Source organism: Micromonospora sp. NPDC127501 (assembly GCF_040302185.1).
Classification (GTDB): Bacteria; Actinomycetota; Actinomycetes; order Mycobacteriales; family Micromonosporaceae; genus Micromonospora.
Genome location: NZ_JBEORJ010000003.1, coordinates 1 through 21,832, shown reverse-complemented (window position 1 = coordinate 21,832; position 21,832 = coordinate 1). Strand labels below are relative to the sequence as shown.

At 72.4% G+C, this 21,832-nt stretch carries 23 protein-coding genes; 19 read left to right on the top strand and 4 right to left on the bottom strand.

The window, feature by feature from the left end; all coding sequences use genetic code 11:
* The first annotated feature begins 13 nt into the window (after positions 1-13).
* The 8 genes from argC (at position 14) to argH (ending at position 8,537) form a co-directional block, all read left to right on the top strand.
* Positions 14-1,015, top strand: coding sequence for an N-acetyl-gamma-glutamyl-phosphate reductase (argC, locus tag ABTW72_RS07480; RefSeq protein WP_350855544.1), 1,002 nt, complete (start codon positions 14-16; stop codon positions 1,013-1,015).
* Complete coding sequence (argJ, locus tag ABTW72_RS07475) at positions 1,012-2,184, top strand: bifunctional glutamate N-acetyltransferase/amino-acid acetyltransferase ArgJ (RefSeq protein ID WP_350855541.1); 1,173 nt, start codon at positions 1,012-1,014, stop codon at positions 2,182-2,184. The genes argC and argJ overlap by 4 nt, the downstream gene beginning before the upstream one ends.
* Positions 2,181-3,086 carry an acetylglutamate kinase gene (gene argB, locus ABTW72_RS07470; RefSeq protein WP_091402003.1) on the top strand — a complete coding sequence of 302 codons (906 nt, stop codon included), beginning with the start codon at positions 2,181-2,183 and terminating at the stop codon, positions 3,084-3,086. Before argJ ends, argB begins: the two co-directional genes overlap by 4 nt.
* Positions 3,083-4,312 carry an acetylornithine transaminase gene (locus ABTW72_RS07465; protein ID WP_350855538.1) on the top strand — a complete coding sequence of 410 codons (1,230 nt, stop codon included), beginning with the start codon at positions 3,083-3,085 and terminating at the stop codon, positions 4,310-4,312. The genes argB and ABTW72_RS07465 overlap by 4 nt, the downstream gene beginning before the upstream one ends.
* Positions 4,309-5,277 carry an ornithine carbamoyltransferase gene (gene argF / locus ABTW72_RS07460; RefSeq protein WP_350855535.1) on the top strand — a complete coding sequence of 323 codons (969 nt, stop codon included), beginning with the start codon at positions 4,309-4,311 and terminating at the stop codon, positions 5,275-5,277. Before ABTW72_RS07465 ends, argF begins: the two co-directional genes overlap by 4 nt.
* Positions 5,274-5,789: an arginine repressor gene (locus ABTW72_RS07455; protein WP_350855532.1), complete on the top strand. Its 516-nt coding sequence runs from the start codon at positions 5,274-5,276 to the stop codon at positions 5,787-5,789. Before argF ends, ABTW72_RS07455 begins: the two co-directional genes overlap by 4 nt.
* The gene (locus ABTW72_RS07450) at positions 5,786-6,997 is read left to right on the top strand and encodes an argininosuccinate synthase (protein WP_350855529.1); all 1,212 of its coding nucleotides are present in this window, start codon (positions 5,786-5,788) and stop codon (positions 6,995-6,997) included. The genes ABTW72_RS07455 and ABTW72_RS07450 overlap by 4 nt, the downstream gene beginning before the upstream one ends.
* Positions 6,998-7,073: 76 nt before the next feature.
* A complete protein-coding gene (gene argH / locus ABTW72_RS07445) occupies positions 7,074-8,537 on the top strand; it encodes an argininosuccinate lyase (protein ID WP_350855527.1) in 1,464 nt (487 codons plus the stop codon).
* Positions 8,538-8,580: 43 nt separating this feature from the next.
* Here argH and ABTW72_RS07440 read toward each other — a convergent pair whose 3' ends face one another.
* Positions 8,581-8,934 carry an MmcQ/YjbR family DNA-binding protein gene (locus ABTW72_RS07440; protein ID WP_350855524.1) on the bottom strand — a complete coding sequence of 118 codons (354 nt, stop codon included), beginning with the start codon at positions 8,932-8,934 and terminating at the stop codon, positions 8,581-8,583.
* A gap of 204 nt (positions 8,935-9,138) precedes the next feature.
* On the bottom strand, positions 9,139-9,564 hold the full coding sequence (locus ABTW72_RS07435; protein WP_091402016.1) for a DNA-binding protein: 426 nt from the start codon (positions 9,562-9,564) through the stop codon (positions 9,139-9,141).
* Between the two features lie 101 nt (positions 9,565-9,665).
* Here ABTW72_RS07435 and ABTW72_RS07430 point away from each other — a divergent pair, with 101 nt between their 5' ends.
* The 5 genes from ABTW72_RS07430 to ABTW72_RS07410 all read left to right on the top strand — a co-directional run bounded on the left by ABTW72_RS07430 (position 9,666) and on the right by ABTW72_RS07410 (position 13,696).
* A complete protein-coding gene (locus ABTW72_RS07430; protein ID WP_350855521.1) occupies positions 9,666-10,307 on the top strand; it encodes a DNA-3-methyladenine glycosylase in 642 nt (213 codons plus the stop codon).
* 88 nt (positions 10,308-10,395) lie between these two features.
* A complete protein-coding gene (locus tag ABTW72_RS07425; RefSeq protein ID WP_350855519.1) occupies positions 10,396-11,481 on the top strand; it encodes a WD40/YVTN/BNR-like repeat-containing protein in 1,086 nt (361 codons plus the stop codon).
* Between the two features lie 2 nt (positions 11,482-11,483).
* Positions 11,484-11,759 carry a ubiquitin-like small modifier protein 1 gene (locus ABTW72_RS07420; protein WP_350855516.1) on the top strand — a complete coding sequence of 92 codons (276 nt, stop codon included), beginning with the start codon at positions 11,484-11,486 and terminating at the stop codon, positions 11,757-11,759.
* Positions 11,760-11,921: 162 nt separating this feature from the next.
* Entirely contained in the window at positions 11,922-13,064 is a 1,143-nt protein-coding gene (locus ABTW72_RS07415) for an LLM class flavin-dependent oxidoreductase (protein WP_350855513.1), read from the top strand.
* A complete protein-coding gene (locus tag ABTW72_RS07410) occupies positions 13,061-13,696 on the top strand; it encodes an FMN reductase (protein WP_350855510.1) in 636 nt (211 codons plus the stop codon). The genes ABTW72_RS07415 and ABTW72_RS07410 overlap by 4 nt, the downstream gene beginning before the upstream one ends.
* Here ABTW72_RS07410 and ABTW72_RS07405 read toward each other — a convergent pair.
* The gene (locus ABTW72_RS07405; protein ID WP_350855507.1) at positions 13,689-14,567 is read right to left on the bottom strand and encodes a universal stress protein; all 879 of its coding nucleotides are present in this window, start codon (positions 14,565-14,567) and stop codon (positions 13,689-13,691) included. The two genes, ABTW72_RS07410 and ABTW72_RS07405, sit on opposite strands and share 8 nt — an antisense overlap.
* 121 nt (positions 14,568-14,688) lie before the next feature.
* Between ABTW72_RS07405 and ABTW72_RS07400 the strand changes: the two genes are divergently transcribed.
* The 5 genes from ABTW72_RS07400 (at position 14,689) to ABTW72_RS07380 (ending at position 19,480) form a co-directional block, all read left to right on the top strand.
* Complete coding sequence (locus ABTW72_RS07400; protein WP_350855504.1) at positions 14,689-15,192, top strand: ArsR/SmtB family transcription factor; 504 nt, start codon at positions 14,689-14,691, stop codon at positions 15,190-15,192.
* Between the two features lie 48 nt (positions 15,193-15,240).
* The gene (locus ABTW72_RS07395) at positions 15,241-16,716 is read left to right on the top strand and encodes a serine hydrolase domain-containing protein (RefSeq protein ID WP_350855501.1); all 1,476 of its coding nucleotides are present in this window, start codon (positions 15,241-15,243) and stop codon (positions 16,714-16,716) included.
* 46 nt (positions 16,717-16,762) lie between these two features.
* On the top strand, positions 16,763-17,263 hold the full coding sequence (locus tag ABTW72_RS07390) for a GNAT family N-acetyltransferase (RefSeq protein ID WP_350855498.1): 501 nt from the start codon (positions 16,763-16,765) through the stop codon (positions 17,261-17,263).
* Positions 17,264-17,272: 9 nt separating this feature from the next.
* The gene (locus ABTW72_RS07385) at positions 17,273-17,914 is read left to right on the top strand and encodes a hypothetical protein (RefSeq protein WP_350855495.1); all 642 of its coding nucleotides are present in this window, start codon (positions 17,273-17,275) and stop codon (positions 17,912-17,914) included.
* A 228-nt stretch (positions 17,915-18,142) separates the two neighbouring features.
* Positions 18,143-19,480 (top strand): hemolysin family protein, encoded by a 1,338-nt coding sequence (locus ABTW72_RS07380; RefSeq protein ID WP_350855492.1) that lies wholly within the window; start codon positions 18,143-18,145, stop codon positions 19,478-19,480.
* 22 nt (positions 19,481-19,502) lie between these two features.
* Here ABTW72_RS07380 and ABTW72_RS07375 read toward each other — a convergent pair whose 3' ends face one another.
* Positions 19,503-19,892 carry a PaaI family thioesterase gene (locus ABTW72_RS07375; RefSeq protein WP_350855489.1) on the bottom strand — a complete coding sequence of 130 codons (390 nt, stop codon included), beginning with the start codon at positions 19,890-19,892 and terminating at the stop codon, positions 19,503-19,505.
* Positions 19,893-19,992: 100 nt separating this feature from the next.
* Here ABTW72_RS07375 and tyrS point away from each other — a divergent pair, with 100 nt between their 5' ends.
* The gene (gene tyrS / locus ABTW72_RS07370; RefSeq protein WP_350856687.1) at positions 19,993-21,285 is read left to right on the top strand and encodes a tyrosine--tRNA ligase; all 1,293 of its coding nucleotides are present in this window, start codon (positions 19,993-19,995) and stop codon (positions 21,283-21,285) included.
* The last annotated feature ends 547 nt before the right edge of the window (positions 21,286-21,832 follow it).

The window sequence follows — 21,832 nt, the reverse complement described above, 5'->3', positions numbered from 1 at the left end:
TGCGGAGGTGAGTATGGGGATCCGAGTCGCGGTCGCCGGAGCGAGCGGGTACGCCGGAGGTGAACTGCTGCGCCTGATCGCCGGGCACCCGGAGTTCGACCTGGTCGCCGCCACCGCACACAGCCAGGCCGGGCACCGCGTCGACGTGGTGCACCCGCAGCTCACCGGGCTCGACCTGGTGCTCGGCGAGACCGATCCGACGATCCTGGCCGATGCGGACCTGGTCTTCCTGGCCCTGCCGCACGGCCAGTCGGCGGCTCTCGCGGCCCAGCTTCCAGCCGAGGTGCGGATCGTCGACCTGGGTGCCGACCACCGGCTCGCCGACCCGTACGCCTGGGCGCAGTACTACGGTGGCACGCACGCCGGGCAGTGGACCTACGGCCTGCCCGAGTTGCCCGGCCAGCGGGAGCTGATCGCCGGCTCCACCCGGGTGGCGAACACCGGCTGCTACGCCGCCGCGATCACCCTGGCGCTCGCGCCGCTGATCGCCGACGGCGCGGCCAACCCCGCCGACGTGGTGGTGGTCGCCGCCTCCGGCACCTCCGGCGCCGGCCGGGCGACCAAGCCGCACCTGTTGGCCAGCGAGGTGATGGGCGACCTGTCGCCGTACCGGGTGGGCACCCACCAGCACGTCCCGGAGATCAAGCAGGCCACCGGCGCGACCGGCCTGTCGTTCACCCCGGTCCTGGCGCCGATGCCGCGCGGCATCCTGGCCACCGTCACCGCGGTGCCGGCGCGCGGCGTGGACCCGCAGGAGGTGCTGGCGCGGGCGTACGCGGACGCCCCGTTCGTACACGTGCTGCCGGAGGGCCGCTGGCCGCACACCGCCGCCACCCTGGGCTCCAACTCGTGTCACCTACAGGCCACCGTCGACGTCGACTCGGGTCGTCTGGTCGTGCTCAGCGCGCTGGACAACCTGGGCAAGGGCGCGGCCGGTCAGGCCGTACAGAACGCCAACCTGATGCTCGGCCTGCCGGAGACGACGGGCCTGTCGATGTGGGGAGTCACCCCTTGAGCGTCACCACTCCTCGGGGGTTCCGGGCGGCCGGTGTGGCCGCCGGCCTCAAGACCAGCGGCGGTGCGGACGTCGCAGTGGTGGTCAACGACGGCCCGGACGCCGGCGTGGCCGGTGTCTTCACCACCAACCGGGTCAAGGCCGCTCCGGTGCTCTGGAGCCAGCAGGTCGTGCAGGGCGGTGTGGTCCGCGCCGTGGTGCTCAACTCCGGTGGCGCCAACGCCTGTACCGGCCCGGCCGGCTTCCAGGACACGCACGCCACCGCCGAGCACACCGCCGCCGTGTTGACCTCGGTCAGCCCACGGTTGATCCTCGGTGCCGGTGAGGTCGCGGTCTGCTCGACCGGCCTGATCGGTGAGCGGCTGCCGATGCCGAAGCTGCTGCCGGGCGTCCGCTCGGCGATCCGTGCGCTGTCCCGCGACGGTGGCCCGGCCGCCGCCGAGGCGATCATGACCACGGACACCCGGCCGAAGACCACTGTGGCCCGGGGGAGCGGCTGGACGGTCGGCGGCATGGCCAAGGGCGCCGGGATGCTCGCGCCGGGGATGGCCACCATGCTGTGCGTGCTGACCACCGACGCGGTGGCCGGGCCGGCGACGCTGGACGAGGCGTTGCGCGCGGCGACCCGGGTCACCTTCGACCGGGTCGACTCCGACGGCTGCATGTCCACCAACGACACCGTGCTGCTGCTGGCCAGCGGCGCGAGCGGCATTGAGCCGACGCCGGCCGAGCTGGCCGCCGCCGTCACCGCGGCCTGTCACGACCTGGCCCAGCAGTTGGTGGCCGACGCCGAGGGCGCTACCAAGCAGGTCGCCATCGACGTGGTCGGCGCGGCGAACGAGGACGAGGCGGTCGAGGTCGGCCGCACGGTGGCCCGCAACAACCTGGTCAAGACGGCGTTGTTCGGCAACGACCCCAACTGGGGTCGGATCCTCGCCGCCGTCGGCACCACCGCCGCCGCGTTCGAGCCGGACGAGGTGGACGTGGCGGTCAACGGGGTGTGGGTGTGCCGGGGCGGCGCCGCCGCCGAGGACCGCTCGAAGGTCGACCTGACCGGGCGGGACGTGACCATCCGGATCGACCTGCACGCGGGTACGTCGGCCGCCACGATCTGGACCAACGACCTGTCCCACGCGTACGTGCACGAGAACTCGGCCTATTCGACATGAGTCTCAGCAGCGATTTGGCTCGCGCCCAGGTCAAGGCGGAGACGTTGATCGAGGCGCTGCCCTGGTTGGCACGCTTCACCGGCTCGACGGTCGTGGTCAAGTACGGCGGCAACGCGATGACCGATCCGGAGTTGCAGCGGGCGTTCGCGGCCGACATGGTCTTTCTGCGCTATGCCGGCCTGAAGCCCGTGGTGGTGCACGGCGGCGGTCCGCAGATCTCCGCCATGCTGGGTCGCCTCGGCATCGCCAGCGAGTTCCGGGGTGGTTTGCGGGTGACCACCGCCGAGGCGATGGACGTGGTCCGCATGGTGCTGGTCGGTCAGGTGGGCCGGGAGCTGGTGGGTCTGATCAACTCGCACGGTCCGTACGCCGTCGGCCTCTCCGGCGAGGACGCCCGGCTGTTCACAGCGGTGCGGCGCCCGGCGTACGTGGACGGGGTGCCGGTCGACGTGGGCCAGGTCGGGGACGTCGAGTCGGTCGACGTGTCCGCGGTGACCGACCTGATCGAGGCCGGTCGGATTCCGGTGATCTCCACGGTGGCGCCGGACGTGGAGGGTGTGCTGCACAACCTCAACGCGGACACCGCCGCCGCGGCGCTGGCCATCGCGTTGCGGGCTCGCAAGCTGGTCGTGCTCACCGACGTGGCCGGCCTGTACGCGGACTGGCCGGACACCACCAGCCTGGTCTCCGAGATCGCCGCGGACGACCTGGCCAAACTGCTGCCCAGCCTGGAGTCGGGCATGGTGCCGAAGATGGAGGCCTGCCTGCGGGCGGTGCGTGGGGGAGTCCCCGCCGCGCACGTCGTCGACGGCCGGGTGGCGCACTCGACGTTGCTTGAGGTGTTCACCTCGGAAGGGTTCGGAACGATGGTGGTGCCGGGAGACGGGACGGACGCGACATGAGCACGTTGGCGCAGCGGTGGAAGCAGTCCATGATGGACAACTACGGCACGCCGCCGATGGCGTTGGTCTCCGGTCGCGGTGCCGTCGTGGTCGACGACGCCGGCCGGGAGTACCTGGACCTGGTGGGTGGCATCGCGGTCAACGCCCTCGGTCACGCCCACCCGGCGGTGGTGGCGGCGGTGTCGAAGCAGGTCGCGACCCTTGGCCACGTCTCCAACCTCTACGTGGCCGAGCCGCCGGTCGCCCTCGCCGAGCTGCTGTTGGCGCTCGCCGGCCGACCGGGCCGGGTGTTCTTCGCCAACTCGGGCGCGGAGGCGAACGAGGCGGCCTTCAAGCTCTCCCGCCGCACCGGCCGCACCCACGTGGTGGCCACCAGGGGCGGCTTCCACGGCCGCACCATGGGGGCCCTCGCGCTGACCGGCCAACCGGCCAAGGCGGACCCGTTCCGGCCGCTGCCCGGCGAGGTGACCCACGTCGACTACGGCGATGTCGCCGCCCTCGAAGCGGCCGTCTCCGAGGCCACCGCCATGGTGATCCTCGAACCCGTCCAGGGTGAGAACGGTGTGCTGGTCCCGCCGGCCGGCTACCTCGCCGCGGCCCGGCGGATCACCGCCCGGCACGGCGCGCTGCTGGTCCTCGACGAGGTGCAGACCGGCGTCGGGCGTACCGGGCACTGGTTCGCGCACCAGGCCGAGGGCGTGGAGCCGGACGTGGTCACCCTGGCCAAGGGGCTGGGTGGCGGGCTGCCGATCGGCGCGACGCTGGCCTTCGGCCCTGCCGCGGACCTGCTCACCCCCGGCTCGCACGGCACCACGTTCGGCGGTAACCCGGTCAGTTGCGCGGCGGCGCTCGCCGTGGTGGCGACCATCGCCAACGAGGGCCTGCTCGACAACGTCAAGCGGGTCGGTGAGCGGCTGCGTCGCGGCATCGAGGCTCTGGGCCACCCGCTGATCGCCGAGGTACGCGGCGCCGGTCTGCTGCTCGGCGTGGCGCTCACCGCGCCGGTGGCGTCGGTGCTGGCCGAGGCCCTGCGGGAAGCCGGCTTCCTGGTCAACCCGGTGCAGCCGGGTGTGATCCGGCTGGCCCCACCGCTGATCCTCACCGCCGCCCAGGCGGACACCTTCCTCGCGGCGCTGCCCGCCGCACTGGACGCCACCGCCCCGGCCGCCGCCGGCGCGCAGACCGCACCAGCCAGCCTGACCACCACGACGGGGACGACTCGATGACCCGGCACTTCCTGCGCGACGACGACCTCTCGCCGGCCGAGCAGTCAGCGGTCCTCGACCTGGCGGCGCGGATGAAGGCGGACCGGTTCGGCCACCGGCCGCTGGTCGGCCCCCGCTCGGTGGCGGTGCTCTTCGACAAGCAGAGCCTGCGGACCAGGATCTCGTTCGACGCCGGCATCGCCGAGTTGGGCGGGCACCCCCTGGTGGTGGACACGCAGGTCACCCACTTCGGTCGTGGTGAGTCGCTCGCCGACGCGGGGCGGGTGCTGTCCCGCTACGTCGCGGCGATCGTGCTGCGGACCCACGGTGACGAGCGGATCGCCGAGGTGGCGGCGGGCGCCACCGTGCCGGTGGTCAATGCGCTCACCGACGGTTTCCACCCGTGCCAGTTGCTGGCCGACCTGCTCACCATCCGGGAGCGGTGCGGTGGCACGGCCGGGCGCACCCTGGCGTACGTGGGCGACGGCGCGAACAACATGGCGCAGTCGTACCTGCTGGCCGGGGCGACCGCCGGAATGCACGTGCGGATCGCCGGCCCGGCCGGGTTCGCGCCGGACGCGGCAGTGGTGGAACGGGCCGCCCAGATCGCCGCGGAGACCGGCGGGTCGGTGCGGGTGCTGACCGACCCCGCCCAGGCGGTACGCGACGCCGACGTGCTGGCCACCGACACCTGGACGTCGATGGGGCAGGAGTCCGACGGGTTGGACCGGATCACCCCGTTCCTGCCGTACCAGGTCAACAAGGAGCTGCTCGGCCAGGCCGCACCGGACGCGATGGTGCTGCACTGCCTGCCCGCACATCGTGGTGAGGAGATCACCGACGAGGTGCTCGACGGCCCGCAGAGCGCGGTCTTCGACCAGGCGGAGAACCGGCTGCACGCGCAGAAGGCGCTGCTGACGTTCCTGCTGGGAAGCGCGCCGGGAGGCGCCGCGACCGGCGACACCGCCACCGGGGGGCCGCGATGACCGCGCCGCTGACTCGCGCGGCCCGGCACGCCCGGATCGTGGAGCTGATCCGTGACCGGTCGATCCGGTCGCAGACCGAGCTGGCCGACCTGCTCGCCGCCGACGGTGTGGGAGTCACCCAGGCCACCCTCTCGCGGGACCTGGAGGAGTTGGGCGCGGTCAAGGTGCGCGGCGGCGACGGTCCGGCCGTCTACCTGATCCCCGAGGACGGGCAGCGACCGTTGCGCGACGCCGAGGCCGCGCCGGCCCGGCTGGTACGGCTGCTGCGCGAACTGCTCAACGGGGTCGACTCCAGCGGCAACATCGCCGTGCTGCGGACACCGCCGGGCGCAGCCCAGTACCTGGCCAGCGCGCTGGACCGGGCGGGCCTGCCCGAGATCGTCGGCACCATCGCCGGCGACGACACCATCCTCGTCGTGGCCCGGGAGGCCGTCGGCGGTGCCGCACTCGGAGACAAGCTCGCCGGCTGGGCCCGCCGGGACGACACCGCTGAAGGGAACACCACGTCATGACCGAGCGGGTCGTGCTCGCGTACTCCGGCGGCTTGGACACCTCCGTCGCCATTCCGTACCTGTCCGAGCAGACCGGCGCCGAGGTGATCGCGGTCGCTGTCGACGTCGGGCAGGGCGGTGAGGATCTCGACGCCATCCGGCAGCGTGCCCTGGACTGCGGCGCCGCCGAGTCCGAGGTGGTGGACGCGCGCGACGAGTTCGCCGCCGACTACTGCCTGCCGGCGATCCGGGCCAACGCGCTCTACATGGACCGCTACCCCCTGGTGTCGGCGCTGTCCCGGCCGCTGATCGTCAAGCACCTGGTGGCGGCGGCGCGCAAGCACGGCGGCACGATCGTGTCGCACGGCTGCACCGGCAAGGGCAACGACCAGGTCCGGTTCGAGGTGGGCCTGAACGCGCTGGCCCCCGACCTGAAGATCATCGCGCCGGCCCGGGACTTCGCCTGGACCCGGGACAAGGCGATCGCGTTCGCCGAGGAGAAGGGGCTGCCGATCGACGTGTCGGCCAAGTCGCCGTACTCGATCGACCAGAACCTGTGGGGTCGCGCGGTGGAGACCGGCTTCCTGGAGGACATCTGGAACGCCCCCGTCGAGGACCTCTACTCGTACACCTCCGACCCGACCCAGGAGCGCGACCCCGACGAGGTCGTGATCACCTTCGACGGCGGAGTGCCGGTGGCGATCGACGGTGAGACGGTCACCCCGTACCAGGCGATCCTGGAGCTCAACCGGCGCGCCGGCGCTCAGGGCGTGGGCCGGCTCGACATGGTCGAGGACCGCCTGGTCGGCATCAAGAGCCGAGAGGTGTACGAGGCGCCCGGCGCGATCGCGCTGATCACCGCCCACCAGGAGTTGGAGGCGGTGACCGTCGAGCGGGACCTGGCCCGGTTCAAGAAGGGCGTCGACCAGCGCTGGGGCGAACTCGTCTACGACGGGCTGTGGTTCTCGCCGCTGAAGGCCTCGCTGGACGCGTTCATCGACGACGCGCAGCGGCACGTCAGCGGCGAGGTACGGATGATCCTGCACGGCGGCCGGGCCACGGTGACCGGCCGGCGCTCCGAGGCGAGCCTCTACGACTTCGGGATGGCCACCTACGACACCGGCGACACCTTCGACCAGTCCCTGGCCAAGGGCTTCGTGCAGCTGTGGGGGCTGCCGAGCCGGATGGCCGCCGCTCGGGACGCCCGGTTGGGCGGTGGCGGACAGTGACACGTGTGAGCGCGAAGACCGAGCAGGCGCGGCGAGCGGGCCCCGCAGTCGCGAGCGAGAGGCAACCAACGCAATGATGGGCGACGTGGACGACAAGAGCCTGACCGAGAACAGCGCTGCCACCAACCGGACGAGCCTCTGGGGTGGCCGGTTCGCGGGCGGCCCCGCCGAGGCGCTCGCCCGACTGTCGGTGAGCGTGCAGTTCGACTGGCGCCTGGCCCCGTACGACATCGCCGGTTCCCGGGCCCACGCCCGGGTCCTCGCCGGCGCCGGCCTGCTCGATCCGGAGGAGCTGGGCCGGATGCTGGCCGCGCTGGACGACCTGGAGGCGGCCTGCGCCTCCGGAACGTTCCGCCCCACCATCGACGACGAGGACGTGCACACCGCACTGGAGCGCGGTCTGCTGGAACGTCTCGGCAGCCTCGGTGGCAAGCTGCGCGCCGGCCGGTCCCGCAACGACCAGGTCGCCACCGACCTGCGGCTCTACCTGCGCGATCACGCCCGGGGCGTGGCCAGCCGCCTGGTCGAGCTGGCGGAGGCCCTGGTCGAGCAGGCCGAGCGGCACGTCGACACCGCCGCGCCGGGGATGACCCACCTCCAGCACGCCCAGCCGGTCACCTTCGGGCACTGGCTGCTCGCCCACGTGCAGCCGCTGCTGCGCGACCTGGAGCGGCTGCGCGACTGGGACCACCGGGCGGCGATCAGCCCGCTCGGCGCGGGCGCCCTGGCCGGTTCCGGGCTCCCCCTGGACCCGGTGGCGGTGGCCAAGGAGCTGGGCTTCCGTACGTCGTTCGCCAACTCGATGGACGCCGTCGCCGACCGGGACTTCGTGGCCGAGTTCCTCTTCACCACCGCCCTGATCGGGGTGCACCTCTCCCGGCTCGGCGAGGAGGTGGTGCTCTGGACCTCGCACGAGTTCGGCTGGGTGGAGCTGGACGACTCCTTCGCCACCGGCTCGTCGATCATGCCGCAGAAGAAGAACGCGGACATCGCCGAGCTGGCCCGGGGCAAGTCCGGGCGTCTGGTCGGCGGTCTGATGACAGTGCTCACCATGCTCAAGGGCCTGCCGATGACCTACGACCGGGACATGCAGGAGGACAAGGAGCCCGCCTTCGACGCGGTCGACACCCTGGAGCTGCTGCTTCCGGCCCTGGCGGGAATGATCTCCACGATGACGGTCCGGGTGGACCGCCTCGTCGCCGCCGCCCCGGTCGGCTTCTCCCTCGCCACCGAGGTCGCCGACTGGCTGGTCCGACGCAACGTGCCGTTCCGCGACGCGCACGAGATCACCGGCCAGTTGGTGGCGCTCTGCGCGGCTCGGGAGTGCGAGCTGAACGACGTCTCCGACGAGGACCTGGCCGCGATCAGCGGGCACCTCGACCCGTCGGTGCGCGACGTGCTCTCGGTCCGTTCGGCTCTCGCCGCCCGGACCACCCCCGGCTCCACCGGCCCCGGCCCGGTCGCCGACCAGCTCGCCGACGCGGCGGACCGGCTGGCCAGCTGGCGGGAGTGGGCCTCCGAGCGGGTCGTTCCGCGCTGAGCTGTGCCGTGGCGTCGGCGCTGGCCGCCGGCGCCGCGGCGGTTCAGGCCGTCGGGCGCTCCCGCTTGGGGAGCTTGGCCACCACCATGTCGTACGACGAGTCGACCGCCTCGGTCAGCTCGTCGTCGTCGATCCCGCCGTCCAGGCGCAGCGTGTTCCACCCGGACCGGCCGATGTAGGGCATCACGCTGGCGTCGCCGGGGTGTCGGTGCAGCCACTCGTCGGCCACCTCCCGCGTCGGCCCGCACTTGATGCCGACCGTCGGCTTGCCGCTGTCGCTGCCGAGGAACGCGAAGATCCGGCCGCCCACCTTCACCACCTCGTCGCCCTCCCACGGCTGGTCCAGCCACGCTCCCGGCTTGGCCAGGCAGTACGCCAGCATCTCCGCGCGCTCCATGGGTGCCTCCTCGTCGTGCGCACAGTGTGCCCGCCCCGCGGCCGTCGCAGGCGCGGCGTGCCGATCCGGGTGTCGGCCTGCTCTCTCGGCCGGCCCCACCCCGCTCGGCAGGATCGCGCTCGATCCAGGATCCAGTGGTCTCCGCCGAGGTCGAGGCCACCACGTCCATGTTCGAGCACGATCTTGCCCGCGCGAGCGCTGTCGTCAGGGGGTCTGCTCGGCCGAGCGGGCGGCGACCCGCTCGTAGCGCTGCCGGGCCGCCTGCGCGCTGCCCAGCCCCAGCCCGTACGCGATCGCCTGCCAGGTCAGCCCCCGGTCGCGGGCCAGCGTCAGAAGGCCGGCCTCCAAGGCGTCCAGCTCGGCGCGGACGTGGGGCAGCAGGGTGAGCGCGGCGGTCAGGTCGGCGGCGTCGATCGGCTCCTCCGCGGGTTCGCGCTCGGCCCCGCCGGCGGCCAGCGCGGTGACCAGGGCGACCGCCTCCCACGGGTCGAGCACGTACGGGTGGGCCCACCGGCCCCGCCGGGTGTCGGTGCCGGCGTGCCGCTCGCTGATCCGCTGTAACGCCTCGTACGTCCGGTGGGCGCGGGCCCGGCCCGGGTCCGGCGCGGTGAAGGTGTCCTCGGTCGTCATACCCCGAGCACACCCTATCAACGGAACATTGTCAACAGATTGTTCAAGTCTCCATCGTCCCGGACGGGTGTCGACGCGACGGGATGGGTACCGTCGGGGACATGGCCCTGTCGTCCGGTGACCGCACCACCGACACCGACCTGGCGGCGCTGGCGGACCTGCTCGCCGGCCCACTGCTGCCGGCGGCGCGCGGGCTGCTGGGCTGCCGACTGCACGCCGGCGGGGTCACCGTCCGGATCACCGAGGTCGAGGCGTACGCGGGAAGTGGCGGCGATCCCGCCTCGCACGCCCATCGGGGCCGCACCCCGCGCAACGCCGTGATGTTCGGCCCCGCCGGGTACGCCTACGTCTACTTCACCTACGGGATGCACTGGTGCATGAACGTGGTCACCGGGGTCGAGGGGGAGGCCTCCGCGGTGCTGCTGCGCGCCGGTGAGGTGGTCGACGGGCTGGCCACGGCACGGGAGCGTCGGCCGGCCATCCGGCGGGACCTGGACCTGGCCCGCGGGCCGGCCCGGCTCTGCTCCGCGCTCGGCATCGACCGCGAGGCGTACGGGTCGTACCTGCTCGGCGACGGTCCGGTCCGCCTGCGGCCACCGGCCCGGCCGGTGCCGCCGGAGACGGTGGTGGCGGGCCCTCGGGTCGGGGTGACGGGCGCCCACGATCTGCCCTGGCGGTTCTGGCTCGACGGCGATCCCACGGTGAGCGCGTACCGCCGGCACGTGCCGCGCGTCCGGCGCTGAGCGTGCCGTCCGGCGTGTGGGCGCCGGAGTCTGTCGGGGGGTGTGGCCATAATCACCGGACCTGCTCACCGACGGTTCGGAGGACGTCATGGCGACACTGCTCGCGATCGGCACAGCCAAGGGATTGTTTCTCGCCACCAGCACCGACGAGCGGCGCAGTTGGGAGATCACCGGCCCGCACTTTCCGATGACCGGTGTCTACGCGGTCGCGGTCGACACCCGTCGTTCCACCCCGCGGCTGCTCGCCGGCATGACCAGCTCACACTTCGGTCCCAGCGTCGCCACCAGCGACGACCTCGGCGCTTCCTGGGACGAGCCCGATCAGGCGCCGGTCGCGTTCCCGGCCGACACCGGCGTCTCCCTCGGCCGGGTCTGGCAGTTGATGCCGGGCGGCCCCGACGAGCCGGACGTCATCTGGGCCGGCACCGAGCCCTCGGCGTTGTTCAAGTCCACCGACGGTGGCCGCAGCTTCGAGCTGGTCCGTTCCCTCTGGGACCACCCGCACCGCCCGCAGTGGGAGGCCGGCTTCGGTGGTCAGGCCGTGCACACCGTGCTGCCCCACCCGCGTGACCCGGCTCGGCTGCTGGTCGCCATGTCCACCGGCGGGGTCTACCGCTCGGAGGACGCCGGGGCGAGTTGGGCGCCGGGCAACACCGGCATCCGGGCCTACTTCATGCCCGACGAGTGGCCGGAGTTCGGCCAGTGCGTGCACAAGGTCGCCCGGGACGCCGGCAACCCCGAACGGCTGTACGCGCAGAACCACCACGGCGTCTACCGCTCCGATGACGACGGCCGCACCTGGTCCTCGATCGCCGATGGGCTGCCCAGCGACTTCGGCTTCCCGATGGTGGCCCACCCGGGGCGCGGGGGCGTGGTGTGGACCTTCCCGCTGGTGGCCGACGGCGAGCGGTTCCCGACCGACCACCGCTGCCGGGTGTTCCGCTCCGCCGACGCCGGCGGCAAGTGGGAGCCGCTGTCGGTCGGCTTGCCCGAGGGTCCGTTCTATCCGGCGGTGCTGCGGGACGCGATGTGCGCCGATGACGCCACCCCGGGTGGCGTCTACTTCGGCACCCGCTCCGGCTCGGTCTTCGCCAGCCGCGATGAGGGCGACTCCTGGTCGACGGTCGCGGCGCACCTGCCCGACGTGCTCTGCGTTCGCGCAGCGGAGGTCTGAGCATGGTCACCGTGCTGCTGCCCGGCCCGCTGCGCGGCGAGGCCGGGGGCGCGAGTCGGCTGAACGTCACCGTCGCCGGGACGCTACGGGCGGTCCTCGACGAGATGGCCGTCGCGCACCCCCGGCTGGCCCGGCGCATCCGCGACGAGCGTGGCGAGCTGCGCCGCTACGTCAACGTCTTCGTCGACGGGGAGGACTGCCGGCACACCGGGGGTCTGGCCACCCCGGTCAAGGACGGCGCGGAGGTGCAGGTGCTGCCCTCGGTGGCGGGCGGCTGACCGGGCCGACACCGAGGGCATTCTCGGACGTGACGTCCGGTTGCGGGGGTGACCGGCGCCACTGGCAGGCGTCCCGCCGACGGAATAGTTGCGTCGTCAAATAAGTTGAGAGCTGCGTCCGGGTACCACGACGGCACCCGGTTGACACGCGAGGAGCTGGTCATGCAGTTCGGAATCTTCACCGTCGGTGACGTCACGGTCGATCCGACCACCGGTCGGGAGCCGACCGAGCATGAGCGGATCAAGGCGATGGTCGCGATCGCGTTGAAGGCCGAGGAGGTCGGTCTGGACGTCTTCGCCACCGGCGAGCACCACAACCCGCCGTTCGTGCCGTCGTCACCGACCACCATGCTCGGCTACATCGCGGCGCGTACCGAGCGGCTGCTGCTGTCCACCGCGACCACGCTGATCACCACCAACGACCCGGTGAAGATCGCCGAGGACTACGCGATGCTCCAGCACCTCTCCGACGGCCGGGTGGACCTCATGATGGGCCGTGGCAACACCGGCCCGGTCTACCCGTGGTTCGGCAAGGACATCCGTGCCGGCATCCCCCTGGCCATCGAGAACTACGACCTGCTGCACCGGCTGTGGCGCGAGGACGTGGTCGACTGGAAGGGCAAGTACCGCACCCCGTTGCAGTCGTTCACCTCGACGCCGCGCCCGCTCGACGGCGTGCCCCCGTTCGTGTGGCACGGCTCGATCCGCAGCCCGGAGATCGCCGAGCAGGCCGCGTACTACGGCGACGGCTTCTTCGCCAACCACATCTTCTGGCCCAAGGAGCACACCCAGCGGATGATCGCGCTCTACCGCCAGCGGTACGCGCACTACGGCCACGGCGCCGCCGACCAGGCCATCGTCGGCCTCGGTGGGCAGGTGTTCATGCGCCGCAACTCGCAGGACGCGGTCCGGGAGTTCCGGCCCTACTTCGACAACGCCCCGGTCTACGGGCACGGGCCGTCGCTGGAGGAGTTCACCCGGGAGACCCCGTTGACCGTGGGCAGCCCGCAGCAGGTCATCGACCGCACGCTCGGCTTCCGGGAGTACGTCGGTGACTACCAGCGGCAGCTGTTCCTGATGGACCACGCCGGGTTGCCGCTGAAGACCGTGCTGGAGCAGCTCGACCTGCTCGGCGAGGAGGTCGTGCCGGTGCTGCGCAAGGAGTTCGCCGCGCTGCGCCCGGCGCACGTGCCGGCCGCGCCGACGCACGCCTCGCTGGTCGCCGCCGCGGGCGGTGCCAAGGACAGCACCGTGCACGCCGTCGACGACGTGACGGGCAAGGCGCCGGAGGGGGCGACCCGATGACCCGCCGCACCCTGGCCGTCGTCTCGGCGGGGCTGAGTCAGCCCTCGTCGACCCGGCTGCTCGCCGACCAGCTCGCCGCGGCCACCCGCGACGAGTTGGTCCGGCGCGGCTCCGACGTGGAGCTGCACGTCGTCGACCTGCGCGAGTACGCCCACGACGTGGTGAACAACATGCTCACCGGGTTCGCGCCGGCAGCGCTGCGCCAGGTCATCGACACGGTGACCGGGGCGGACGGGCTCATCGCCGTCACCCCGATCTTCAGCGCCTCGTACAACGGGCTGTTCAAGTCCTTCTTCGACGTGCTGGATTCCGAGTCGCTGGTCGACCGGCCGGTGCTGATCGGCGCGACCGGCGGCACCGCCCGGCACTCGTTGGCACTGGAACACGCCGTCCGACCGATGTTCGCCTACCTTCGGTCGGTGGTCGTCCCGACCGCGGTCTTCGCCGCCCCGGAGGACTGGTCCGACGGCACCGCCGATGGCGCGTTGCGCGCTCGGATCCGGCGCGCCGCCGGGGAGTTGGCCGACCAGATCGAGCGCCGGCCACCGGCCACCGGGCCGGCCGACCCGTTCGCCCTCACCACCGACTTCCTGCAGATGCTCGGCCGAGGTGACGGCGAGCCGGTCAGCTGACCGGGTGGGCGACCAGCACCGGGCAGTGCGCGTGCTGGATCGCCGCCTGACTGACCGATCCGAGCAGCAGACCGGCGAACCCGGCCCGGCCCCGGGTGCCCACGACCAGCAGCGACGCCGTGCCGCTGGCCTCGATGAGCCCCTGGGCCGCGCCGGCCGCCCGGACCGGATGCTCGCGCACCACAAGGTCGGGGTGTTCGGCGCGCACCACGGCGGAGGCGTCGGCCAGGAGTCGCACCGCCTCGGCCTGGTGCGCGGCCTGCGACTCCTCGATCTCCTCCGGCACCGCCCGGTCCCCGTCCGAAGGACCGACGTGCACCAGCACCAGCGGCACGTCCCGCAGCGCCGCCTCGTGGGCGCCCAGACCCACGGCGAGCCGGGACGGCTCGGACCCGTCCACGCCCACCAGCACCGGACCGTCCACCGGGATCGGCTGCTCGTCCGGGCGGACCACCAGCACCGGGCAGTGCGCGTGCGCGGCCACCTGCGTGCCGACCGAGCCGAGCAGTAGCCCGGCGAACCCGCCCAGGCCACGGCTGCCCACCACGACCAGCTCCGCCCGGCGGGACTCCTCGATCATGGTGGCCCCCGGGCCCCCGAGGACCTGACGCACCTCGACGGCGAGGCCGGGCCACCGGCCGGTCAGCTCGGCCGCTGTGCGCTCCAACATCTGCTGCGCCTCCGCAGAGGGCGCCGGCACCCCCAGGTCGTACGGGTTGAGTGGCACGCCGTAGCCGGACGGATGCAGGTAGCCGTGCACCAGGAGCAGTGGTCGGGACCGGAGCACGGCGGCCCGCGCCGCGTGTTCGGCGGCGACGAGGCTGGACGGCGATCCATCCACGCCCACCACGACAGGTCGGTTCATCGGCACTCCCTGGGTCGGTCAGGTCATTGTCGACCGCTCGGCCGCGCCGGAGGGGCGGACGCGCCGGACCCGGAGGCGGGTCGCTTCGCCGTTTGCACGTAACTACGTAAGTTCGTAGTATCGAAGTGTGGATACCGTGGAAGATCGACTCGCCGCGCTGGAGGCACAGGTCGCCGCGTTGAGCGAACGGCTCGCCGCCGCACCGCCGACGCCACCCGCGCCCGAGGGCACCTTCTGGGCGCTCGACGGCCTCAAACAGCGCCTGCCCACCGACGGGTCGGGCGCGGTGCTCTACACCGGCACCGTCCGGATCGCCGGCCAGCACTACGACTGGCAGTACGGCCGCACCGTCGACGACCTGCTCGCCGCCGACTGGACGGAGCTGCCCAGCACCCTCTCCGCGTTGGCCCACCCGGTGCGGCTGCGGCTGCTGCGGGAGATCATCGGCGGCCGGCACAGCACCAGCGAGCTGGCCGAGATCGAGGAGTTGGGCACCACCGGCCAACTGCATCACCACCTCCGCCAGATCACCGCCGCCGGTTGGCTGCGCAGCACCGGCCGAGGCCGGTACGCGGTCCCCGCCGAACGCGTGGTGCCGCTGCTGGCCATCCTCACCGCCGCCGGCCGCTGACCAGACGCGGCTCGACCGCCCATCCGACGACCCCACGGAGGAACCACAATGCGCCGGACGACCGTCACCGTCCTCGTCGTCGCGCTGATCGCCGGCCTGGTCGGGGTGGCGTTGATGCCCCGGGTGCCCCGACTCGGCGCGCAGTCCACCGGCGATCGCGACCTGGCCGCTGCCGCACGGTCGGCCACACCCGACCCTTCAGGGCTCCGCGGGCTCGCCGTCGCCCTGGTCGAGAACGGCCGCATCCGCACCGCCGGACTGGGTGACCGGGACCTCGCCGGTCGACCAGTGGAGCCAGGCACCCCGTTCGAGATCGGCTCGGTCACCAAGGCGCTCACCGGCATGCTCCTCGCCGACCAGGTCGCCGCCGGTGTCGTCGGCCCCGACGACCGGCTCGACAGCACCTGGCCCGAGATCACCGGCCCCGCCCGTGACGTCACGCTCGCCGAACTCGCCAGCCACCGCGCCGGCCTGCCCCGGCTGGCTCCCGGCTCCCCGCTGGGATGGGCACGCATCCTCTGGTCCAACGTCTCCGGCGGAAACCCCTACGCCGGGCAGGGCGTCGACGCCATCCGCGGCGCCGCCGACCGGGTCAGCACCGACGACGACGAGCGCGGCGAGGTCCACTACTCCAACCTCGGGCCGTCCGTGCTCGGCCACGCGCTCGCCGCGAAGGCCGGCGTCGCGTACCCCGAGCTGCTGCACGACCGGCTGCTACGGCCGCTCGGCATGACGGCCACCATCGTCGCCACCCGCGACGACGACCTGCCGGCCCATCGCGCCCAGGGCGGCCGGGCCGGCGGCCGGCCGCTCGATCCGTGGGCGGGAGCCGGCTACGCGCCGGCCGGCGCCGGCCCCTGGTCCACGGCGGAGGACCTCGGCCGGCTGCTCGCCGCGGTCCTCGCCGGCACCGCACCAGGTGCCGACGCCGCCACCGCCCGCTACCGCGAGGACGACGACACCCGCATCGGGTACGGATGGTTCACCACCCGGCACGGCGATCGCGAGGTGGTCTGGCACAACGGCGCTACCGGGGGGTTCCGGTCCTACGTCGGCCTCGAACGGGCGACCGGCCGGGCGGTGGTGGTGCTCGGCAACACCGACAAGGGCGTCGAGCCGATCGGGCTGCGGCTGCTCGGTGTGCCACCGAAGGAGGCCGACTCGGCGACGTCGACGGTGCTGCCGTGGATCGGCGCCGGCCTCGCGGTGGCCCTCACCTTCCTCGGCGGCATCTCCCTGCTCGGCACCGCCCGCCGTCGCCAACTGGACCAGGTGACGCTGCTGGCGGCGGCGGTCTGGGCGTTCGCCTATCTGGGGCTGGGGCACCGGTTGGGGGACTGGTCGATGGTGCCGGCCTGGCTGTGGCCGCTCGGCACCTGCCTGTCGGCGGCGGGGGTGGCCCTGGCGGCGGCCCGGTGGCGGGCCCTGCCGGTGGTCGACGCGCGGGTGCCGTGGCGTCGACTGCTGTCGGTGGCGAGTTCCCTGGGCGCCGCCGTGCTGGCGGTCGTAGCCGTCGCCGGCTGACTCCGCGCCGCAGCTCCGCGTCACAGCCGTTGCGTACCCTCGGCCGATGACCTCCGATCTGCTGCTGCGCCCGGTCCGTGAGGACGACCTCGTCGAGTTCTTCCTGCACCAGCAGGACCCGGAGGCCAACCGGATGGCCGCTTTCGGCCCCAAGGACCCGTCCGACCGTCGGGAGTTCGCCGCACACTGGGCCCGGGTGCTCACCAATCCGGCGAACCTGGTCCGCACCGTCGAGGTCGACGGCGAGGTGGTCGGCTACGTGACCGCCTTCCCGGTCGAGGGGCAGACCGAGGTCAGCTACTGGATCGACCCGGCGCGCTGGGGTCGGGGCCACGCCACGGCGGCCCTGGCCGCCCTGCTGCGTGAGCTGCCCCGGCCGGTGCACGCCCGCGCCGCCAAGGACAACGCCGCCTCCCTCGCGGTGCTCCGCAAGTGCGGGTTCGTGGTGGTCGGTGAAGACTCGGGGTACGCCAACGGCCGCGGCGAAGACGTCGAGGAGTGGCTGCTGGAGCTGCCCGCCGACGGCCCTGACCTGGGCGGGCACTAGTCTCGCGGCGTGAACTGGTTGGATCTCGTCGGCTGGGCCGGCTCCGCGGTGCTGGTCTGGTCGCTGCTGCAGTCGCGCATCCTGCGGTTGCGGGCGCTCAACCTCGTCGGCTGCTTCGTGCTGATCGGCTACAACGCCGCGATCGAGGTCTGGCCCGGCGTCGGGCTCAACGTCGTGCTCGCGGTGATCAACATCTGGTACCTGCGCGGGATGCTCGTCACCCGGCACGACGAGAAGACCTACCAGGTGGTGGAGGTCGGTGTCGGCGACCAGTTCCTCGCGCACACGCTGCGGGTGCACGCCGCCGACATCACCCGGTTCAACCCCGGCTTCCACTGGGACCCGGACACGTCGGGGCGCTCGGCGTTCCTCGTGGTCACGGCCGACGAGGTGGTCGGCGTGGTGCTGTCGCACGCCGAGGCGCCCGGCGTCGCCCAGATCGACCTGGACTACGTGACCCCGAGGTTCCGTGACTTCACCCCGGGCGAGTTCGTCTACCGGCGCAGCCACCTGTTCACCGAACGGGGCTTCCACCGGGTGGTCAGCCCACCCCGCATGGTGGCCCCCTACTACCACCGGCTCGGCTTCCGCCCGGATGGCGACTCGTACGTCCTCGACCTGCCGTCGTCGCCGACCCCCCAGTCGGCGTAACTCACCGTCGCCCCGGCCGGCGTAGCGTCGCCGACGCCTCAGTCGGCGTAGCGTCACCGTCGTCCGATTCGGCGTAGCCACACCTCGCCCGATTCGGCGTAGCGTCGCCGGGGCAGGATTCGGCCGGCGCCGGACGGGGCAAAGACAGGCCTACGCCGGGCGGGCTCGCCGACCGGCGAGTGCCGCGCGTAGCGGCCGGTGCCACCACCACGAGGGAGCGAACCGGGCGTGCAGAGCTACGGGAGCCAACTGGCCCTGGTCGGAGTCCTGGTCGTGATCAACGCGCTCTTCGCGGGCAGCGAGATGGCGTTGGTGTCGCTGCGAGACAGCCAGATCCAGCGGCTGGAGCGCACCAGCCGGGCCGGGCGGGTGCTGGCCCGGCTCGCCAAGGACCCGAACCGCTTCCTGGCCACCATCCAGATCGGCATCACCCTCGCCGGTTTCCTGGCCTCCGCCGCCGCAGCGGTCTCGCTGGCAAAACCCCTGGTGCCGCTGCTCGGGGTGTTCGGCGGCGCCGCCGAGACGGCGGCGATCGTGGTGGTCACCCTCGCGCTGACCTTCGTCACCCTGGTCTTCGGCGAGCTGGCGCCCAAGCGGATCGCCATGCAGTCCGCCGAGCGGTGGGCGCTGCTGGTGGCCCGCCCGCTCGACCTGCTCGCCAGCCTCACCCGGCCGGCCGTCTGGGCGCTCGGCGCCACCAGCGACGTGGTGGTCCGCCTGGTCGGGCTCAACCCCAAACACGAGCCGGAGGAGATCGGCCCGGACGAGCTGCGCGACATCGTCGCCGGCAACCACGGCTTCACCAAGGAACAGCGCACCATCATCGCGGGTGCCGTGGAGATCGCCGATCGGCGGTTGCGGGCTGTCCTCGTACCGCGGTTGCAGGTCTTCACGCTCGACAGCGGGACCACCGCGGAGGCCGCGCGGCTCGTGCTGGCCGCCACCGGGCACTCCCGGGCTCCGGTCGTACGCCACGGCGGCCTGGACGACACCGCCGGAGTGATCCACCTGCGTGACCTGGTGGGTGTGCCCGACGACCGCCCGGTCGACGAGATCGCCCGACCGCCGATGCTGCTGCCCGACTCGCTACCGGTGGTGGACGCGCTGCGCCAGTTCAAGGCCGAGCGTCAGCACATCGCGCTCGTCGTGGACGAGCGCGGCGCCGTCGACGGCATCGTGACGCTGGAGGACATCCTGGAGGAGATCGTCGGGGAGATCTACGACGAGACCGACCGGGATGTGCGCTCGGTGCGGCGCGACCCGGACGGTGCGCTGTTGCTGCCCGGCACCTTCCCGGTGCACGACCTGCCGGACATCGGCGTGGAGCTGCCGTCGCGTCCGGCCGGTGACTACACCACCGTCGCCGGGCTGGTGCTGGCCCGGCTCGGGCACATCCCCACCGTCGCCGGGGAGGACGTCACGCTGGACGGTTGGGTGCTGGTGGTGGCCGGCATCGACCACCGGGCGATCACCGAGGTACGGCTCAGCCGCGTACCCGATGAAGCCGACGGCGACGCCGACACCGACCAGCCCACGGAGCCGATGCTGGACGAGGCCCGCAGTTGACCCGCCCGGCGAGTGCCGTCGCTCAGGCGGGCGAGAGGTTCTGCAGCCGGACCTGACCACGGGCGGCCAGCCGCTCGTCGGCGTCGGTGATCTCCACCTGCCAGAGCTGCTGGCTGCGGCCCCGGTGCACCGGGGTGCCGACCGCCCTCAGCTCGCCGTCCCGGACGGCCCGCAGGAAGTCGGTCTGGTTCGACACGCCGACCACAGTGCCCCGGTCGGCCAGCCAGAGGGAGCCACCCACGCTGGCCGCGGTCTCCACGACCGAGCAGTACACCCCGCCGTGCTGGATGCCGAACGGCTGGTGCAGCTCCGGGCGGACCTGCCAGCTGATGACCACCCGGTCGGCGCTGGCCTCCTCGAACTTGAGGCCGAGCAGGGCGACGAAACCGCCCGTCAGGTCCGGAATCTCCATGGCAAAGCCCTCCTCGATCAACAAGGCGCAAGCCTAGCCGGGGCGGGTTGCGTCAAACCCGGTACGGGTTGGTGCCGGCGATGGGGGAGAATCGGTGACCGTGACCGACAGCAGCCCTCCGCCGTCCGGGCGGGACTCCCTGACCGATGACCTGCTCTGGCGTGGCCTGATACAGGACTCGACCGGCCTCGACGAGCTGCGCGAGCTGCTCGACGGTGGGAAGTCCGCCACGTTCTACGTGGGCTTCGACCCCACCGCGGCGAGCCTGCACGTCGGCTCGCTCATGCAGGTGACCATGGCCCGCCGGCTGCAACTCGCCGGCCACCGCCCGTTGCTGCTGGTCGGCGGGGCGACCGGGCAGATCGGTGACCCGAAGGAGAGCGCCGAGCGGACCCTCAACCCGCCCGACGTGATCGCCGGGTGGGTCGAGCGCATCCGTGACCAGCTGGCGCCGTTCGTGTCGTACTCCGGCGAGAACGCGGCCCAGTTGGTCAACAACCTGGAGTGGACCGGCGAGATGTCGGTGGTCGAGTTCCTGCGCGACGTGGGCAAGCACTTCCCGGTGAACAAGATGCTCGCGCGGGAGGTGGTGCGCGCCCGCCTGGAGACCGGCATCAGCTTCACCGAGTTCAGCTACCAGCTGTTGCAGGCCAACGACTTCTTCGAGCTGCACCGCCGGCACGGCTGTCAGCTCCAGTTCGGCGGCTCCGATCAGTGGGGCAACATCACCGCCGGCGTCGACTACGTACGCCGACGGGGCGCGGGACCGGTGCAGGCGTTCACCACGCCGCTCGTCACCAAGTCCGACGGCACGAAGTTCGGCAAGACCGAGGGCGGCGCCGTCTGGCTCGACCCCACGATGACCAGCCCGTACGCGTTCTACCAGTTCTGGCTCAACGTCGAGGACCAAGAGGTCGACCGCTACCTGCGGTACTTCAGCTTCCGGTCCCGCGACGAGTTGGAGGAGCTGGCCAAGGCGACCGCCGAACGACCGGCGGCCCGGTTGGCGCAGCGGGCGCTCGCCGAGGAGCTGACCACCCTGGTGCACGGTGCCGACGAGACCCGACAGGCGATCGCCGCCAGTCAGGCGCTCTTCGGCCGCGGATCGTTGGACGAGCTGGCGCCGGAGACCTTGCGCGCGGCCCTGACCGAAGCGGGTCTCGTACGCCTCACCGGCGAATTGCCGGATGTGGCGGGTCTGCTGCGGGACTCCGGTCTGGTGAGCGGCCTCAAGGAGGCTCGGCGGGTGATCGCCGAGGGCGGCGCCTACGTCAACAACAACCGGGTGACCGAAGTGGACGCGAGGGTGTCGCCGGCCGACCTGCTGCATGGGCGATACCTGGTGCTGCGCCGGGGGAAGCGTTCGTTCGCGGGCGTTGAGCTGGGTGAATAGCCACCTGTCGACGATGTGACGGGGGACGCGTCCGGCGGATTTGACGATCATCCCGCCGGACGCGTAACTTTCTCTCTGCCAGCGCGGAACGGACGAAACAGGCGAAAGCCTGGAGCGGCCGGAGCGCCGGCCAACGGCCAGGGGGTCGGGTGGGCACGCCCACCGGAGCCCCAACCGGGAGGTGCCGCCAGAAACGCCGCGAGGCGGATTTGGCGCCGCGAAACCGACCGGGTATGGTTACGAACCGGCAGGGCACCGGGCGGGTCGCGAGAAATCGCGACGGCCGGCCTGTCGAATCCATGACGAGAGCGGCGCAAGCCGGTTGCGACATGGTGCCCGCGTTAATCGGGTTGAAGCATGACGAACCGCGAAATATCGGTTTGACACGGCGGAAACGAGCGGGTAACGTAGTAAAAGTGCCTGGCGCTGAAAGCGCCGGGGACGCGGTACGGAAAGCCCCGGTTGGGGTTCCACTGAGTGTGGGGCTTCTGGTCGGTGTGTGGTTGTTCTTTGAGAACTCAACAGGGTGCTTGTAAAGCCAGTGCCA

Excerpts from the sequence above, each read along its gene's own strand:
- argC (WP_350855544.1), top strand. The coding sequence starts at position 14 with ATGGGGATCCGAGTCGCGGTCGCCGGAGCGAGCGGGTACGCCGGAGGT.
- argF (WP_350855535.1), top strand. The coding sequence starts at position 4,309 with ATGACCCGGCACTTCCTGCGCGACGACGACCTCTCGCCGGCCGAGCAG.
- ABTW72_RS07390 (WP_350855498.1), top strand. The coding sequence starts at position 16,763 with ATGACCTCCGATCTGCTGCTGCGCCCGGTCCGTGAGGACGACCTCGTC.
- ABTW72_RS07465 (WP_350855538.1), top strand. The coding sequence starts at position 3,083 with ATGAGCACGTTGGCGCAGCGGTGGAAGCAGTCCATGATGGACAACTAC.
- ABTW72_RS07440 (WP_350855524.1), bottom strand. The coding sequence starts at position 8,934 with ATGGAGCGCGCGGAGATGCTGGCGTACTGCCTGGCCAAGCCGGGAGCG.
- ABTW72_RS07410 (WP_350855510.1), top strand. The coding sequence starts at position 13,061 with ATGACCCGCCGCACCCTGGCCGTCGTCTCGGCGGGGCTGAGTCAGCCC.
- ABTW72_RS07420 (WP_350855516.1), top strand. The coding sequence starts at position 11,484 with ATGGTCACCGTGCTGCTGCCCGGCCCGCTGCGCGGCGAGGCCGGGGGC.
- ABTW72_RS07415 (WP_350855513.1), top strand. The coding sequence starts at position 11,922 with ATGCAGTTCGGAATCTTCACCGTCGGTGACGTCACGGTCGATCCGACC.
- ABTW72_RS07455 (WP_350855532.1), top strand. The coding sequence starts at position 5,274 with ATGACCGCGCCGCTGACTCGCGCGGCCCGGCACGCCCGGATCGTGGAG.
- ABTW72_RS07375 (WP_350855489.1), bottom strand. The coding sequence starts at position 19,892 with ATGGAGATTCCGGACCTGACGGGCGGTTTCGTCGCCCTGCTCGGCCTC.
- argB (WP_091402003.1), top strand. The coding sequence starts at position 2,181 with ATGAGTCTCAGCAGCGATTTGGCTCGCGCCCAGGTCAAGGCGGAGACG.
- argH (WP_350855527.1), top strand. The coding sequence starts at position 7,074 with ATGGGCGACGTGGACGACAAGAGCCTGACCGAGAACAGCGCTGCCACC.
- ABTW72_RS07450 (WP_350855529.1), top strand. The coding sequence starts at position 5,786 with ATGACCGAGCGGGTCGTGCTCGCGTACTCCGGCGGCTTGGACACCTCC.
- ABTW72_RS07395 (WP_350855501.1), top strand. The coding sequence starts at position 15,241 with ATGCGCCGGACGACCGTCACCGTCCTCGTCGTCGCGCTGATCGCCGGC.
- ABTW72_RS07425 (WP_350855519.1), top strand. The coding sequence starts at position 10,396 with ATGGCGACACTGCTCGCGATCGGCACAGCCAAGGGATTGTTTCTCGCC.
- ABTW72_RS07430 (WP_350855521.1), top strand. The coding sequence starts at position 9,666 with ATGGCCCTGTCGTCCGGTGACCGCACCACCGACACCGACCTGGCGGCG.
- ABTW72_RS07435 (WP_091402016.1), bottom strand. The coding sequence starts at position 9,564 with ATGACGACCGAGGACACCTTCACCGCGCCGGACCCGGGCCGGGCCCGC.